The 16,665-nt window shown below is 53.4% G+C and carries 11 protein-coding genes; all 11 read left to right on the plus strand.

The genetic code is table 11. The features are described from left to right. The first annotated feature begins 21 nt into the window (after positions 1–21). The 11 genes from tssM to tssH all read left to right on the plus strand — a co-directional run bounded on the left by tssM (position 22) and on the right by tssH (position 16,516). Positions 22–3,561, plus strand: a complete 3,540-nt coding sequence (tssM, locus tag GTQ55_RS01770) for a type VI secretion system membrane subunit TssM (RefSeq protein ID WP_161857183.1) — start codon at positions 22–24, stop codon at positions 3,559–3,561. Between the two features lie 7 nt (positions 3,562–3,568). Then, the gene (gene tagF, locus GTQ55_RS01775; RefSeq protein WP_161857184.1) at positions 3,569–4,240 is read left to right on the plus strand and encodes a type VI secretion system-associated protein TagF; all 672 of its coding nucleotides are present in this window, start codon (positions 3,569–3,571) and stop codon (positions 4,238–4,240) included. A 269-nt stretch (positions 4,241–4,509) separates the two neighbouring features. After that, positions 4,510–5,301 carry a hypothetical protein gene (locus tag GTQ55_RS01780; RefSeq protein WP_161857185.1) on the plus strand — a complete coding sequence of 264 codons (792 nt, stop codon included), beginning with the start codon at positions 4,510–4,512 and terminating at the stop codon, positions 5,299–5,301. Positions 5,302–5,374: 73 nt separating this feature from the next. Further along, entirely contained in the window at positions 5,375–6,658 is a 1,284-nt protein-coding gene (tssA, locus tag GTQ55_RS01785) for a type VI secretion system protein TssA (protein WP_161857186.1), read from the plus strand. A 124-nt stretch (positions 6,659–6,782) separates the two neighbouring features. Beyond that, the gene (gene tssB, locus GTQ55_RS01790) at positions 6,783–7,301 is read left to right on the plus strand and encodes a type VI secretion system contractile sheath small subunit (RefSeq protein ID WP_161857187.1); all 519 of its coding nucleotides are present in this window, start codon (positions 6,783–6,785) and stop codon (positions 7,299–7,301) included. Next, a complete protein-coding gene (tssC, locus tag GTQ55_RS01795; protein WP_161857188.1) occupies positions 7,301–8,788 on the plus strand; it encodes a type VI secretion system contractile sheath large subunit in 1,488 nt (495 codons plus the stop codon). Before tssB ends, tssC (GTQ55_RS01795) begins: the two co-directional genes overlap by 1 nt. An 85-nt stretch (positions 8,789–8,873) precedes the next feature. Beyond that, the gene (gene tssC / locus GTQ55_RS01800) at positions 8,874–10,394 is read left to right on the plus strand and encodes a type VI secretion system contractile sheath large subunit (RefSeq protein WP_237567772.1); all 1,521 of its coding nucleotides are present in this window, start codon (positions 8,874–8,876) and stop codon (positions 10,392–10,394) included. Continuing rightward, positions 10,391–10,864, plus strand: a complete 474-nt coding sequence (gene tssE / locus GTQ55_RS01805; protein WP_161857189.1) for a type VI secretion system baseplate subunit TssE — start codon at positions 10,391–10,393, stop codon at positions 10,862–10,864. Before tssC (GTQ55_RS01800) ends, tssE begins: the two co-directional genes overlap by 4 nt. After that, on the plus strand, positions 10,864–12,693 hold the full coding sequence (gene tssF, locus GTQ55_RS01810; RefSeq protein ID WP_161857190.1) for a type VI secretion system baseplate subunit TssF: 1,830 nt from the start codon (positions 10,864–10,866) through the stop codon (positions 12,691–12,693). Before tssE ends, tssF begins: the two co-directional genes overlap by 1 nt. Continuing rightward, complete coding sequence (tssG, locus tag GTQ55_RS01815; protein ID WP_161857191.1) at positions 12,657–13,796, plus strand: type VI secretion system baseplate subunit TssG; 1,140 nt, start codon at positions 12,657–12,659, stop codon at positions 13,794–13,796. Before tssF ends, tssG begins: the two co-directional genes overlap by 37 nt. 62 nt (positions 13,797–13,858) lie before the next feature. Further along, a complete protein-coding gene (gene tssH, locus GTQ55_RS01820; protein ID WP_161857192.1) occupies positions 13,859–16,516 on the plus strand; it encodes a type VI secretion system ATPase TssH in 2,658 nt (885 codons plus the stop codon). Positions 16,517–16,665 lie beyond the last annotated feature (149 nt).

The raw sequence follows: 16,665 nt of genomic DNA on the forward strand, positions 1-16,665 counted from the left end.
TTGTGGTTATTGGAGTGATACATGAGACGTTTGGCTAATTTCTTTGCCAACAAGTGGGTACTGGGCCTGATCGGCCTGGGGGCTCTTGCGCTGTTGATCTGGTTTGGCGCCGAGTACATAAAGTTTGGCAGTGATAACGCGACCCTTTCCAAAGGGGCGCGTATCACGATCATCGCATTCCTGTTTGTTATCTGGCTGGTGTGGAATCTCAGCCAATGGCTGGTAGAGCGGCGGCAGAATCAAGCACTGATCGAGGGGATTGAATCAACGCGAGATGAAGAAGTTGATCCGGACCAGGAGCGTAGCCAGGAGGAGCTGCAGGCGCTAGCCGACCGTTTCCGTGAAGCTATGCAAGTATTGCGCAAGGCACGCTTTCGTTCCCAGCGGGGACAGCTTTCCCTGTACCAGCTACCCTGGTACATCATTATTGGCCCGCCCGGGTCTGGTAAAACCACCGCGTTAGTCAACTCGGGGCTTGAGTTTCCACTTGCACAGAGCCACGGTAAGGAGGCGCTTGGCGGGGTGGGAGGCACTCGCAATTGCGATTGGTGGTTTACCAATGACGCAGTGCTGATAGACACCGCTGGTCGCTATACCACGCAGGATAGTCACCGGGTATACGACAACAGCGCGTGGCGTGCATTTCTCAGTTTGCTGCAAAAATATCGTCGCCGCCGGCCAATCAATGGTGTATTGGTGGCCATCAGTCTCCAGGATTTGATGGTGCAGACCGGGGAGCAGCGCGCACATCAGGCCAAAACGATCCGTGCGCGAATCAATGAGCTCCAGCAAAAGCTCGGTGTTCGTTTTCCTATTTATCTTACATTTACCAAATGCGATCTGGTTGCCGGGTTTAGCGAGTTTTTCGACAACCTGTCCCAGGCTGAGCGTGAACAGGTTTGGGGCGTCAGCTTCCCGGAAGAGTTGAGAGTGGGAGATGGCGCCCCTCTGGAAGAGTTTTCTGCAGAGTTTCGCGCGCTGATCTCGCGTCTGAACCAGCGAGTCTTGTGGCGTATACACCACGAGCGCAACCTGGAAAAGCGCGCGTTGCTACAGGGATTCCCGGCACGGATGGAAAGCCTGCAAGGTGTGATCACGGAATTCGTCCATCAGACGTTCGGCGCCAATCGTTACGACACCGTGCCCATGGTGCGCGGTGTCTACTTTACCAGCGGCACACAGGAAGGCAGCCCGATCGATCGCATGATGGCATCGATCAGTTCCGACTTCGGCCTTGAGCGGGATATGGGTAAAAAGTTTCAGGGCGCCGGAAAAAGCTATTTCCTCCATCGGCTGCTGAAAGATGTGGTGTTTCCGGAGGCGGAACTGGTGGGCGTCAACCGTCAGTTCGAGCGCGCTACACACTGGGTACGTGGCTCAGTCTATGCGGCGTCGGTGTGCATGCTTGTGGCTGCCTTGACACTTTGGACAGGCAGTATTACCCAGAACAAGTTATATATGGGGGAAGTCGAGGAAAATCTGAATGCTTTTAAACAGTATCAGCGCGAGTCTGACGGCCGCCCCATAGGGCCGGTTGATGCACTGGCATTACTCGATCCACTTTACACGGCGTCCACCGTCTATCAAAAGGAAGAGCACCCATGGCTGAATAATATGGGGCTCTATGACGACCGGGTCGACGAAGCCGCTGACGCCCTGTATCGCGAGAAGCTGAATGAGATATTTTTGCCGGCGTTGCAGCAGGAGTTGGAGCGAAAACTGGCCCGATTGGACAGTGCGGATGCTGAACTGACACCGACGCTGAAAACCTATCTGATGTTGTTTGACGAAGAGAAGCGGGATCAGGAGGCGTTGAAGTCATATTACCAGCATGCCTGGTCCGAGAGCCTTAGTGGCAATGCGGAAAAGCAGGAGAAATTAGTCGCACACTTAGACCGGCTGCTTTCGCAGCAACTTCCTGCAGGTCGTACCCCGAATGACCGCGTGGTGGCTGTGGCACAGCAGCAGTTGCGTCGCATACCGGTTGCGCAGAGACTCTATGGGCAGTTACAGCGCGGCGAACTGGCTAACACTCGCGTCGATCTGTACAGCGATGTCGGAGGAGACACCGCTCGGCTTTTCGGTGTACAGCCAGGTGATCAGCGGTTTCAGATCCCTTACCTCTACACTCGGGCAGGTTACAAGGATGTGGACTTCGGAGCCGACTCACCGCTGCTCAAAAATCTGTCGCAGGAGCGCTGGATCTATGGCGGGAATCTTGATGGTGAAGATTTTTCCGAGAAAGATCTTGAGAAGCTCGGCGAGCAGGTAAAAGGCCTTTATCTCGCTGAATATCATCAACGTTGGCAATCCTTCCTTGCGAGCTTTTCCTTGAAGGGGTATGACTCGACGCAGGAAGCATTCGAGGTTTTGTCCACGCTTTCGGACCCGGTGTACTCTCCCTTACTCGCGCTATCTGAAATTGCCGCGGACAATACGCGTCTAACGCCTCGCCCAGAACTACCTGTGGATGCCAATGGCGTACCCCTTCCCGTTTCAACCACCACCCGACAGCTGGGTGGCACAGCTGCCAGCAGCGCCATCAATGCGCTTGCCGACCAGTACCAGCCCACCATGGTGGATGTCCGCTTTGAAGCGCTTCACCGGTTGACACAGAGTGTAAAAGGGCGGCCTGCTCGTATTCAGGAGTACCTCGCTGCAATTGCTCAAGTGCAGGGCTACGTAGCTGAAATTGATGGCGGTGTTGATTCGAATGAAATTGCCTTCAACAAAGCAAAAGCGCGCTTCCAGGGTGCGAGCGATGCCATCAAGCAGCTACGGGTAAAAGCGGCCAACGCGCCCTTCCCATTTGATGGCTGGCTGGAACAGGTGGCGGATAATACCTGGGCGCTGGTCATGGCAAAAGCCAAGGCCCATGTTGACCGAGCGTGGCAGCAGCAGGTGTACGACACATACCAACGTAGCCTTGCGCAGCGATACCCCTTGTGGGCTGGCAGCTCACTGGATGCGCCAATGATGCAGTTCAATGAATTTTTCAAGCCGGGAGGCGTAGAACAGCAGTTTGTACAGCAGTATCTAAAGCCATTTATCGATACTCGAAACTGGAAACCTCGGGTGCTCGACGGCAGGAGCCTTGGCTTGTCCAGTGCGGCACTTTCGCAAATGAAGCGTGCCGAAATTATCAGGAAGACGCTGTTTAGCACCGGAGAGCAGGCCGCATACGATTTTCGAATCGAGCCAACCAAGCTGGACTCTGGGGTCCGTTTATTTGCTCTGGAATTGGGGGGGCAAAGGGTGCCCTATTCTCATGGCCCTCGTACCAGCCGCACGCTGGATTGGCGAGGTGGCGAATCAAATCGAGCGCGAATTATTTTTGAAGATCTGAATGAGACGGTCCACCGCCAGCATTTCGAAGGTGACTGGGCGTGGCATCGACTGATCGCCAAGTCGAGTCTGGAGCGAGGTGGCAGCAATAACGAGCATCTCATCACTTTCACTGAATCGAGCCGCTCCGCGCAATTCCGATTAACGGCTTCTAGCGCTTACGATCCATTCGATAAAAACCTGTTGTCGGCCTATCGCTGCCCACAGCGGCTGTGAGTGTGCGATGAATATGACGGTTTGTGGCATATATGGAAAGCTGCCTGCACACGGTGACTTTGTGCAGCGCAGCCTGCCCGGTAGCTTTGTATCCATCTGGGATGCATGGCTGCAGCAGGCTGTGTACGGAGCCCAAGAGGCGCTGGGGAGCTCGTGGCTGGATTATTACATGACGAGCCCTATCTGGCGCTTTGCCTTTAGCCCTGGGGTCATCGACGCACATTTGTGGTCTGGAATTCTCGTGCCGAGCGTCGACAGCGTTGGGCGATATTTTCCGCTGACACTGGTAGCTTCCAGGCCCGCCAATGAAAACCCCTTTTCAATCATGAATGATGATGAGGCGTGGTATCAGGCGCTGTCCGATCTGGCGATTGAGGCATTGCAGCGCAATCTGATGGTTGATGATGTACTTGAGAAATTCCCTGCCTTTGGAGGTCCATCGCCTGTTGTCACATGCAATGCGGATTGCAGCGAAATGATCACTCTGGAAGGTGGGATCTCGCCGGCACATAGTTATCCAGGGTTATTGAAAGTATTAGCTCAAAATGAGATGAGTAGTTTCAGCTTATGGTGGTGCGCAGGGTCGCCGCAATTGATGCCCACAACAATGCTATGTCCCGGTTTGGTCGACCCGGATAAATATCGATCCATGTTGGGTGCCCAGAAATATACACAGTAATTATCACGTCCTCGTACCGCCAATGACTCGAGTTGATTTAATTTTGAGTAAATTGGTAAATATGTACCAATATAATTTCTGCTTTTTCCTGAAATAGCGTTGCCTGTCTGGTTCAATAAAAAACGTATTTCGATAGAATGTTGAGTAGATTTTTTTACAAGAGGTACGCTTGTGCCACTTGTATCGATTAACTTCGGGAAATGAATTCCGAAAATTATTTTATATGTGTCACCGGATTAAGTTCTGGAGGCCGGTTTCAGGGACAGGGAATGTCGACGAAATCTTTTCAGGTTGTATTCACTGGAAAATTGTGTTCGGGGAAAGACCGTAGAGAGGCAATAGCGGAGTTGGCGAATCGCTTTCGGCTCGACTTCAAGCGAATAAACCATCTGCTTTCTTCTGATCGTGTCATAGTGAAGCGTTGTGCCAGTCAGGCAGAGGCTGCGAGTCTTGTACGTGCATTCGCGAAAACTGGTTGGGAGGCTCAAGTTCACGAGTCTCCGGCGGTTACCGGCGATGAGAAGATTGCCGGCAAGGTTGACTCGGTAAAGGAGGCGTTTCGAACCATTACCGCGAGTGATGATAGTTGTGTATTAAAAGTGCCCACGCACTGGCAGGCCATGGAAGGGCTGAATGACGGCGCAATTATTCAAGCGGGCAGCCTGGTCGAAAATGTATTTTGTGTGGTGCTATCCCAGCAGGTAAGTCTTTCAGAAACTGACGAATCTCTGAATGATTACTGTAGCGCTCAGTTGCAACAGTGTGCAAAACAGGTGTCGAGTGGTGTAGTGACACGCCAAACAGAAAAGCTGCCTCCAGAAGAGGGAGGGGGCTGCGTCGGCGAGATCACTGCAGAGATAGGCGGCGTTCCAGTTGCCTATCTGGTGGCCTGCGTCAGGCGCGGTAACAGGATATTTACGCAATTCCTGTGGTGTGAGTTACGTGAGTACCGTCACAAAAGGAAACTGTTGAGAAAAGTGTCGGCAAGTTTCGATGTGTTGGCACAGTCGGTGGGCGACAGGGAGGCGCAGCCGCACGCGAAAGTAATACCTCTCTATTGAGGCCAGTGCTTATAAACTGCTTCAACAAAGTGTAATTGACTGAAATACGAAGACAGAGTGAGAAGGAATTCAAATGGCGTTTGCCAATGTAATTGAAATCGATTCCCTGCTTGCAGAAATCAGTGGCGAGAAGCCTCAGGGCGCGGATATTCGCGAGGATCGCTCGCCGACATCCGACTACTATACGATCAAGGATGCCAGAAATAGTGCGAGGGCGGCCGAACGCTCCGCAATGTTCGACGATAGCGACAGTGACCTTCTTGCTCCGTGGCGGGAGGTGGCGGCTACGGCCGAAAAAATCCTGCGAAACCACAGTAAAGACCTTGAAGTAGCCGCTTGGTACGCTGAAGCGCTGATCCGCCTGTATGGTTTTTCAGGGCTGCGGGACGGCTTTCTTCTGATTGGCGGCCTGGTCGAAAAGTACTGGGATGGCCTGTATCCGGAGCCAGATGAAGATGGGCTTGAATCCAAGGTGGCGCCGCTTGCCGGTCTAAATGGCGACGGCGCTGATGGTACTCTGCTGTTGCCGATTCGCAGTGCGGAGATTACCCCCGTGGGTGATTTCGGGGGCTTTACGTTTTTCCAGTACCAGCAGGCTCGCGACGCTGAAAAAATCGTCGATGACGATGCAAAGTTAGCCAGGATCGAGGCGCTGGGCTATAGCCTCGCTGACTTTGATCAAAGCGTAAGTATTGCGGCTCCGGAATGGGCTCAGAGTCTCGTAGAGACCCTTGATGAGTGCTTGACCACCTACAAAAAACTTAACGAAAGCCTGCGTGCTCACTGTGGGCAGGACGCTCCGCCGAGCACCAGCATCAGCAGCCTTCTAGATGAAGTCCTCCGTACCATCCGCTTTATTTATAAAGAAAAGCTGGAGTCGCTGAACGTGGTCGAAGAGCAATCTGAGCCCACAGAAAACACTGAGGACGCGTTTGTATCTGCCTCTGAGCTCGCCGGCACTGGTGCTGGTCACATATTCGCAGTGCCCGGGGGGGCTGTCACTTCTCGCGAAGATGCACTCATGCTGCTGGAGAGAGCGGCGAAGTACTTTCGTACCTATGAACCCCACACGCCTTTGGCGCCGGGACTCGAGCGGCTGCTGAGCTGGGGCCGGATGACGGTAGCAGAGCTCATGTCAGAATTACTTCCGGATGAGCACTCGCGTGCAATGTACTCACAGCTCACTGGTGTAAAGCTGGACGGGAGTGATAGCCAGCGTTACATCGCGCCCCCGAAAGTTACAGCTTCAAGTGAACCGCAGCAATCTTCCGTCGAGCCTGCCGCTTCATCCGATAGCGGGGCGGGCAGTGGCTGGGGTGAGGAGAATAAGGAACCCGCTGAAACCACGGGCTGGTAGGCAGACCTTGAAAATGTGCCCGGCAGTCGGCCAGCCAGATACATATACCCAGGCGAATCAATAGCTTCAGATTCCGGAAGCTTAATAATCATCGAGATTCCAGTTTAGAGGAAAGGAGACCCAGATGTCCGAGAGTATTCACAACAAACTGAAACGTGTACGCAAGCCCAGAGTGCATATTACGTATGACGTTGAAACAAATGGCGCAGAAGTAAAAAAAGAACTGCCTTTTGTCACTGGCGTAATGGGGGACTACTCCGGAGACAACACTGAGAACCGTAGGCCACTCAAGGAACGGAAGTTTGTTCAAATCGATCGCGACAACTTCAATGATGTAATGGGCAAGGTCAATCCGAAGCTGAACCTGCAAGTCGAAAATACCCTCGCAGGTGATGGTAGTAAGTTGGCTGTGGACCTCGATTTCAATCATATGGACGACTTTTCCCCGGAGCAGATTGTCGATCAGGTGGAGCCCCTCAAGCAGCTTCTGGAAGCGCGCAGCAAGCTGCGTGACCTGCTTAGCAAGGCAGATCGATCCGAAGATCTCGAAAAAGTACTCGAGGATATCCTGAAGAGTACCGAAAACGTCAGTGCGATCTCGGAGCAGCTTGGTCTCGGTGAAGAGAAGGGGGAGGATGCATAATGAGCACAGAAGTTGAAAACGTAGTAGAACAGGAACTGGAAGAGCAGTCGGTTAGCTTGCTGGAGCAGGCGATCTCAGCCACGAAGCAGACCCAGCCGGACGAAGCTCAGGATTTGATTGCGAATCTCACTCAGCAAGTACTCAAGGGCACTGTGACCTGGGATCGTAACCTTACCCAGACTATCAATAAAGCGGTCCAGGCAATCGACCAGGCTATGTCTCGCCAGTTATCTGCCATCCTTCATGATCAGAAGTTTCAGAAGCTGGAGGGTTCCTGGCGCGGCTTGAACCATCTGGTTATGAACAGCGAAACTGGTTCTACGCTGAAAATTCGCATGATGAACCTCTCAAAGCGAGAGCTGTTCCGCGACCTCGATAAAGCGGTCGAGTTTGACCAGAGTCAGACCTTCAAGAAGATTTATGAGGAAGAGTTTGGTACCGCGGGTGGTGAGCCATTTGGGTGTGTGATTGGGGACTTCGAGTTCACCAGCCACCCAGAAGATGTGGAATTGCTTAGTAAAATGTCCAATGTCGCAGCCGCGGGATTCTGTCCGTTTATATCGGCGGCGGGAGCGGGCATGTTTGGCTTCAATGACTTTACGGAGCTATCCAAGCCAAGAGACCTTGGTGGAATATTCGAATCTGGCGAATACATCAAATGGCGAAGTTTCCGCGATAGCGATGATTCTCGGTTCGTGACGCTGGTGATGCCGCGGACACTTGCGCGCACGCCGTATGGAGCGAATACCAAGCCTGTCGAGTCCTTTAATTTTGAAGAATTTGAAGTAGACGAGTCCGGAGTCTCAAGACCTGCGGATCATGAGCAATATTGCTGGATGAATGCATCTTATGTCATGGGTACCACGCTGACACAGGCATTCGCCGAAAATTCCTGGTGTACTGCCATCCGCGGTGCCGAAGGTGGCGGTAAAGTACAGGGCTTGCCCACTCATGTATTTAAGAGTGACGACGGCGATCTTGACCAAAAGTGTCCCACAGAAATCGGTATTACCGACCGCCGTGAGGCAGAATTGAGTGCGCAGGGATTTCTTCCGCTGTGTCATTACAAGAATACCGACTACTCTGTATTCTTCGGGTCGCAGAGTGCGCAAAAGCCAAAGGTGTTCGACGACCCGGATGCCACGGCCAATGCGTCAATTTCTGCACGCCTGCCTTACCTGATGGCCACTTCACGTATAGCGCACTATCTCAAGGTGATGGCGCGGGATAAAGTGGGATCATTTATGGAGGCCGGCGACTGCGAGCGCTGGCTGAACAAGTGGATTTCCCAGTATACCAATTCAAATCCGGAAGCAAGTGCCGAGATGAAAGCCAAGTATCCGCTGGCCGAGGCGCGAGTCGAGGTGAAGGAAATTCCTGGCCAACCCGGCTGCTATAGCGCCGTTGCTTACCTGAAGCCCTGGCTGCAAATGGAAGAGTTGACGACTTCCATGCGCATGGTTGCCAATATTCCCTCAGCTGGCTGATTCGAGCGGGGTCGGTATACGTGCCGACCCCGTTTATTCACCAATGAATTTCTGATCGAATTTTTCACCTCTCCGGGAGTCCTTCTTGCCTGCCACTTTCTGTGGACTACCTGCAGGTCAGGTAGATCGCTCACTACGATATGACATCGCATCAGCGGAAGGAAACTGGCTGCAGCAGTTTCTTGATGAGCCTGACGACCTGTTTGCATTTGAATGCCTGGTTGCCGCTTGCGTGGCCGACGTACGCCGTCGCCAGAGCAGTGTGCGACAGTGGATCAGCGGCGTTATTTCGGAGTTGGACGAACTGATCTCGCAGCAGGTTAACTGCATTATTCACGATCGAAAGTTTCAGCAGTTGGAGGCAAGCTGGCGAGGCATATCACTTCTGGTGAACCAGGCGCCGAGTGCAGAAAATGTAAAGATCAAGCTGTTGGATTTAAGCTGGAAGGATCTCAGTCGCGACATCGAGCGCGCGCCTGACTTTGACCAGTCTGGTTTTTTTCATCTTATTTATAATGAAGAGTTTGGTACGCCCGGTGGTCAGCCTTATGGGTTACTGGTTGGCGACTACTACGTCGCCCATCGACCATTTGATGGACATCCACACGACGATGTATTCACCCTCCAGGGGGTGGCGCATACTGCGGCTGCGGCATTCGCCCCCTTTATCTGTAGCGCCGCACCTCAGCTGTTCGGTGTGGATAGCTACGATGATCTTGCCAAACCGATGAACTATGCGGAAATATTTCGGCAGAAGCAGTACATTCGCTGGAATAGTCTCCGCGACCTTGAGGATAGCCGGTTTATCGGGATTACATTGCCGCAGGTGCTGCTGCGGGATACGTACAGCGGGAGCTCCAGTTCGCTGCGCGGGTTGCACTTCCGTGAGGAGGTGGGCGGGACCGACAGTAAGCGGTATTTGTGGGGAAACAGTGTTTTTGCGATGGCCGCAGTGCTGGTGCGGGAATTCGACGAAGTAGGCTGGTTTTCCCATATTCGCGGTGTCGCAAGGGATCACCTTGGTGGGGGGTTGGTAACACAGCTGCCTTCCGTGGGTTTTGGTGTGGATAGCAATTCACAGGTAGTCAAAATGTCCACTTCGATTCTGGTGACCGACTTTGCGGAGCGGGAGCTGAGCGATCTCGGTTTTATCTGCCTGTGCCACTGCTACGACACTCCCTACAGTGCCTTTAACAGTGTTCCCTCTTTGCAGCGGCCAAAGCAATACAGTACGAAGTCTGCGACGGCCAATGCACGGATCAGCAGCATGTTGCAGCAGATACTCTGTGCCTCCCGGTTTGCGCATTACATCAAGGTCATGATTCGTGACAAGGTCGGCGCGTATATGAACGCTGCTGACTGCGAGCGGCAGCTACAGCAGTGGATGGACCGGTATACAACTGGAAGAGAAGATCTTTCGTGGGACATGCTGGCTCGGTATCCGTTGCGGGAGGCGCGGGTAAAAGTGATGGATGAGCCGGGAAAAATAGGTAGTTACCAGAGTGTAATTCACCTGAAAACGCACTATACCGTAGACCACCTGGTATCTGAGCTGAAGCTAACTACCGCCCTGTCACAGATTGGCGTAGGAGCGGTTAGCGGATGACCGGGGAAAAGCGTTTACTGGCTCCGCTGCTCGACCGCTTGCTGGATTCCTCGAGCCAAATTGATATGCACCGTCCTCATCAGGTGCTCAGGCAACTGCGCGAGGCCGTGCGACGTGATCTAGAGCACCTGTTTAACACACGCTACCGGTGCCTGTCCCACCCCCCCGAATGTGAAAACCTGGAAACTTCGAACATCAATTTCGGTCTTCCTGATCTTTCCACGATCAACTTGACCTCTGCTGATAGTCGCAAACGGTTTTGCCGGGATATCGAGCGAACCATACTCGATTTCGAACCACGCATTCGCTCTGTCAGGGTATCGGCTCAGGACAAGGTGGATACCGAGGACCCGAGTATCCATTTTCGTGTGGAAGCCGTACTGCAGGTGAATCCTGCCTCTGAAGTGATTGTGTTTGATTCCACGCTGAATCCGGTCACGCAGCTTGTGGATGTTTCGGAGATTGTTTGATGAGTGAAAAACTGATCGATCTGTACGAAAAGGAATTGGCTTTCGTTCAGCAAACTGCGGGCGAATTTGCACGTCTTCACCCGGCGGCTGCATCCCGATTGCAGTTGGATACCGATGCGGTAGATGATCCGCTGGTGGGCAGGCTCCTTTCCGGCTTCGCCTACATGAATGCCCGAGTCCAGCAAAAGCTGAATGACGACTTCCCCGAGTTGACGGACGCCGTGCTGGAAACCCTGTATCCCCATTACCTGCGCCCGATTCCATCGTGTGCCATTGCGCAGTTTGAGCCGGAAGCCGATCTGGACAGTATTGTAAGTATCGAACGCGACCTGCTGCTCGAAACAGAAACTTTTCAGGGGCAGAATTGTCGTTTTACCAGCTGCTACCCCGTGACGATCAGTCCGGTACGCGTCGAGTCCGCCAGCTTGATGCCGCGGCCATTTATTGCGCCGGGCTGTAACGATGTGCCGGGTGCCAACGCGGTACTCAAGCTGTCACTGAAAACGCTCTCTGAAGAAATTCGGTTTTCGGACCTCAAGCCTGATTCTCTGCGTTTTTTCCTGCGTGGGCTTCCCAGTCATATTTGTGAATTGTACGACCTGCTTTTCACCCGCTGTGTGAAGCTGGTGGTAGCCAACGGTGAGGGCGATCCAAAACCGGTGATGTTGGAGCCGGACTTGCTGAAACAGGTCGGCCTGGATCCGGACGAGGCACTACTACCCTACCCTGATTCCGCCTTTATGGGATATCGCCTATTGACGGAATACTTTGCCTTCCCTGAGAAATTCCAGTTTATCGACGTGACCGGACTTGGCGAGGCGCTGGACACTCACTACGGCGATACGCTTAATCTCTATTTTTACCTGTCTGAAACACATGATGAACTGGAAAAGCAGGTCGCGCCCGAGATGTTCGTGCTCGGATGTACTCCGGTCGTCAATCTTTTCCCGCAGAGCGCGGATCCGATCCCGGTGAATCACCGGCAGTACCAGTACCAGGTTGTGCCGGACGTGCGACGTAGTGGCGGACTCGAGGTGTACTCCATCGATCAGGTCAACGGAACTGACAGTGCCGGAAATACCACGGCGTACCGCCGCTTCTACGGGCTTCAGCACAGCCAGATACCGGGTACGCAAAGTGCCTTCTGGTACTCGCGTCGGCGAGATGTGGTTGAGGGCGAGCATGGTAATGAGTTGGCTTCAGAGATGGATATTACGCTGGTCGACCTGGAGTTCAACCCGTACCGGGCGGGAGGACAAACACTTGACCTGAGTCTGACCTGCAGCAACCGCAATCTGCCAAAAAGACTGCCGACAGGGAATGCTCAGCCCCACCTTTGCATTGTTGATGGAGATGCGCCTACCCGTCGCATCAGCTGTACGGTAGCGCCGACTGAAACCTTACGCCCCCCGCGTCGCGAGCGTGGGTACTGGAGACTGATTTCGCACCTCAATCTTAATCACTTATCACTAAGTGGTGAGGGTGGTTGCGAAGCGTTTAAGGAAATTCTACGACTGTATGACTTCCGGAATTCTGGCAGCACCCGAAATATGATTGAAGCACTGCTGAAATTGGATACCAGACCAATAACAGCGCCAATTCAAATTGATGGCGGCGTCGTTCTATGCCGTGGAACGGAAGTGATCATCGAGCTTGACTCTATGATGCTCAAAGGAACCAGCTCATTTCTTTTTGCCAGCGTGATCGAGCGCTTCCTCGCGTTGTACTGCTCGATCAATTCATTTACGAGGTTGATCGCAAAACAGAGCGGTCGAGACGGAGAACTGAAGCGATGGCCACCTCGCGCAGGCGACAAAGCACTGTTGTAATCGATAATCTGGAGAGCGCTCCCTATGAGTATGAGTTTTTCCAGGCAGTCCGCCTTCTGGAAATGGCGGCATTGCAAGACGAGCATCAATCCCATGGGGTGAGTGTTGGCGATTCTGCGCCGCCATCGCGTGAATTTATACGCTTCAGCGCGCAGACCTCGCTGTCGTTTGTAAGCGCCGATGTGCTACGTCTTGAAGGACCAGGAAGGCGTAAAAAAAATACTGAATCTGGTAGCGAAGCGTGGTGTCAAAAGTGGGAGATGGAAGTTGGTTTTACTGGTCTGGCTGGTAGCCAGGGGGTTCTCCCATATTACCTGACTGAAACATTACAGCGTGAACTTAAAGCGAAGAACTCTGCGCTAAAAGAGTTTCTCGATATATTTCACCATCGCCATGTCTCCCTTTTATACCGGGCGTGGCAAAAATACCAGATGCCTGTGAATTATGAGATTGCCAGGCTGCGAGGTGACAAAGACCCGGATCTTTTCAGTCAGGCAATCTCCTCTGTAGCGGGCCTGGGTACCAGTGAAATGCGCTACCGCCTGCCGTTGCCGGATGATGCGCTTCTCGGGATGGCGGGGCTTCTCGGCCGCCAGCAGTGTTCAGCCGTTTCCCTCAAGCATATGATTCGCTGCTATTTCGGCCTAGAGGTAGCGATCGAGCAGTTTCAGGGGCGGTGGGACGCGTTGCCCGAGGACGTGCTAACCAGGCTTCCCTGTGATCAACATCCGCAGGGTGTGAACAATCGCCTGGGCCTAGACACCATTGTCGGCACGCACTGTTTTCAGGCCCAGAACAAGTTCCGGGTGGTAATAGAGCCGATGGGGTACGAAGACCACATGGCTATGGCGCCGGGCGGGCGCAAGCTGGAAGCGCTGAAAGCGTTTATTCAGTTAAGCGCCGGTGTTGAAATGGATTTTGAAATAGCAGCGACGTTATACACCGAGCAAGTGGCGCCAGTTCAACTTTCATTGAATGCCGCGACGCAGCCGCTTCTGGGTTGGAATTCGCACATGGCCGCAGAGCAGAAGGATGGCAAGCCGGTCATTATCAGTCTCGGCGCGGATCAGCTTTCTCCGGACGAGGCTCTACCAACGGCGTGAGCCGGCATTAACGAGTACAGCGAATCTGGAAAAACACGGACTACCACGAGGGAATATTCAGGATGATTAATCTGGATCTGAAACGACTGATCGAGACGATGACGCCGCATATGCGTAACTCACTCGAGGGGGCGGCCGGTCTATGCCTGGCACAGAATCAATACAATGTTGAAATAGAACACTGGTTATTGAAGTTGCTGGATCAATCGGATACCGATCTTTTCCACCTTCTGGAAAAGCACGAAGTGAACCCGTCCAATCTGGCCCGGCAGCTGGCGACGGCGATTGCCGGGTTTAAATCGGGTAGTAGCAGGCCGGCGGCACTGTCGCCTGCTATCGTCGACCTGGCCAAGAACGGATGGATGCTGGCCTCCATCGACTATGGACACCCGGCAGTCACGTCCGGTCACTTGCTCGCGGCACTGCTGCTTGAGGAGTCTTCCCGGCGCCAGATACTGGATTCCTGCCCGGAATTGAAGGGCATTGCGCCTGAATCCATCCGCGAAACGGCCCGTGCCATGTTCACCCGAACCGGTGAATCGAGTCATCTGGCGGTGGACAGGGAAGCGGGTAATGCTACTCCCGCACAGGTCGCCGCCAGCAAGGCGCCATCACTGGACAAGTACACGGTAAATCTTACCGAGCGTGCACGAAAGGGAGAGATAGACCCTGTACTGGGGCGCGATGAGGAAATCCGGCAATGTATTGATATTCTGACTCGCCGCCGGCAGAACAATCCGATTCTGACTGGCGAGGCCGGTGTGGGCAAGACGGCAATTGTAGAAGGCTTGGCGCTGAAAATCAGTACCGGCAATGTTCCTGAGCCCCTCCGCGACGTTGCGGTGCGGACCCTGGATCTTGGGCTTCTGCAGGCGGGCGCAAGCGTAAAAGGCGAATTTGAAAACCGGCTCAAGTCGGTAATCCAGGAAGTGCAGGCTTCCACTACCCCAATTATCCTGTTTATCGACGAGGCGCACACAATGATCGGCGCGGGAGGAAAGGAAGGGCAAGGTGATGCGGCCAACCTTCTCAAACCTGCGCTGGCAAGAGGTGAGCTTCGGACGCTTGCTGCTACAACCTGGGCCGAGTACAAGAAGTATTTTGAGCGCGATCCGGCGCTTACACGTCGCTTTCAGGTAGTGAAAGTAGAAGAGCCAGATGAAGCCAGCGCTGTGGATATGATGCGTGGTGTCGCGACAAATCTGGAAGAGCACCACAAGGTGCGTATTCTGGATGAGGCGATTGTAGCGTCAGTGAAACTTTCGCATCGCTACATACCGGGTCGGCAGCTTCCGGATAAATCCGTCAGCTTGCTGGATACCGCCTGCGCCAGAGTCGCCCTGAGCCAGTCCTCCACGCCAGCCGCGATAGAAGATGCACAGCGAACCATCGAAAGTACTGACAGGACTATCGAAAAGCTACGTAGGGAGCATGCTGCTACAGGCGCGCATGAAGAGATCCTTGAGAGCCTGGCGGCGACAAAGAGCGAAGCTGAAAACCGTATGGAACTTCTTGGCGGCCAGCACCGGCGGGAACTCGAGCTGATTTCCAGGATTCGGGCTCTGCGCGATCAGATTGACGATGCCTTCAACGCAGGTGAAGGGGCAAAAAGCCTGGACGATTCTGTTGTTGGTGATTTCAAGCAAGAACTGGCAGAGCTGACAGCACAGTTGCGTGAAGTTCAGGGTGAAGCGCCGCTGACGCAGCCGGACGTGGATGAGCAGGCGATTGCCGAGGTGATTGCCAACTGGACAGGGATTCCGGTTGGAAAAATGGTGTCCAATGAAATTCAGGCGGTTCAGGCATTGGCCGAGCGGCTCAATGAAAGAGTAATTGGCCAGCCCCACGCGCTGGAAGCCGTAGCACAGGCGATACGAACATCTCGCGCCGGACTCACTGATTCGCGCAAGCCGGTCGGAGTATTCTTGTTTTGTGGCACCAGTGGCGTCGGCAAGACGGAAACCGCGCTGGCATTAGCGGACACGCTATTTGGTGGCGAGCATAATATCACGACGATTAACATGTCTGAGTTCAAGGAAGAGCATAAAGTATCAATGCTGCTGGGCTCTCCACCCGGGTACGTAGGCTTTGGTGAGGGTGGGGTACTGACGGAAGCGGCGCGTCGAAAACCTTACTCGGTCATTCTTCTGGATGAAATGGAAAAGGCCCACCCGGGCGTTCAGGACATTTTTTATAGTCTTTTCGACAAAGGCACCATCAAAGATGGAGAAGGCCGGGACATCGACTTCAAGAATACCGTGATTATAATGACTTCAAACGCCGGTGAGGACGCAATACGGGCGATTTTCGATCAGGTTGAAGAAAAACCTGAGCCGGATGTATTGATGGAAAATATACGTCCATATCTACTAAAAAAATTCAAGCCGGCTTTCCTGGGCCGTGCAAACGTAATTGCTTACTATCCGCTGGATGACGAAAACCTGGTGGAAATCTGCAAGATCAATATGCGCCGTATTGAAAAGCGTGTTCGCGATCACTATGGTGCCCGCTTCAGTTACGACGACGACGTGCTTATCAATATCGTTGCCCGCTGTCAGGAGGCCGACACCGGTGCACGTAATATTGAAGTAATTCTAAACCGCACATTATTGCCGTCACTGGCAAGCGAGTGTCTGGATAAAATGGCCAAAGGTGAGGAAGTGACCACTATCCATGTGGGTGCCGACAATGACGGTGGATTCACCTATGAAGTAGGCTGATAGTACACCGGCTGACCTGGCATTATCGCTGCCAGGTCAACCGGCGTCATGAGAAAAAAGTAGTGCACGGTTCTACTGGCACGGGAAAAGCGCTGCTTCATATTTGCGAGTTGTTGCGGCATTTCTGCCAGAATTCTGTAAAAGCACTC

This window comes from Microbulbifer hydrolyticus (genome assembly GCF_009931115.1).
Lineage (GTDB): Bacteria > Pseudomonadota > Gammaproteobacteria > Pseudomonadales > Cellvibrionaceae > Microbulbifer > Microbulbifer hydrolyticus.

What these genes read in the sequence shown, in the direction of transcription:
- tssH (WP_161857192.1), top strand. Translation starts at nt 13,859, where the DNA reads ATGATTAATCTGGATCTGAAACGACTGATCGAGACGATGACGCCGCAT.
- tssB (WP_161857187.1), top strand. Translation starts at nt 6,783, where the DNA reads ATGTCCGAGAGTATTCACAACAAACTGAAACGTGTACGCAAGCCCAGA.
- GTQ55_RS01780 (WP_161857185.1), top strand. Translation starts at nt 4,510, where the DNA reads ATGTCGACGAAATCTTTTCAGGTTGTATTCACTGGAAAATTGTGTTCG.
- tssE (WP_161857189.1), top strand. Translation starts at nt 10,391, where the DNA reads ATGACCGGGGAAAAGCGTTTACTGGCTCCGCTGCTCGACCGCTTGCTG.
- tssM (WP_161857183.1), top strand. Translation starts at nt 22, where the DNA reads ATGAGACGTTTGGCTAATTTCTTTGCCAACAAGTGGGTACTGGGCCTG.
- tssF (WP_161857190.1), top strand. Translation starts at nt 10,864, where the DNA reads ATGAGTGAAAAACTGATCGATCTGTACGAAAAGGAATTGGCTTTCGTT.
- tssA (WP_161857186.1), top strand. Translation starts at nt 5,375, where the DNA reads ATGGCGTTTGCCAATGTAATTGAAATCGATTCCCTGCTTGCAGAAATC.
- tagF (WP_161857184.1), top strand. Translation starts at nt 3,569, where the DNA reads ATGAATATGACGGTTTGTGGCATATATGGAAAGCTGCCTGCACACGGT.
- tssG (WP_161857191.1), top strand. Translation starts at nt 12,657, where the DNA reads ATGGCCACCTCGCGCAGGCGACAAAGCACTGTTGTAATCGATAATCTG.
- tssC (WP_161857188.1), top strand. Translation starts at nt 7,301, where the DNA reads ATGAGCACAGAAGTTGAAAACGTAGTAGAACAGGAACTGGAAGAGCAG.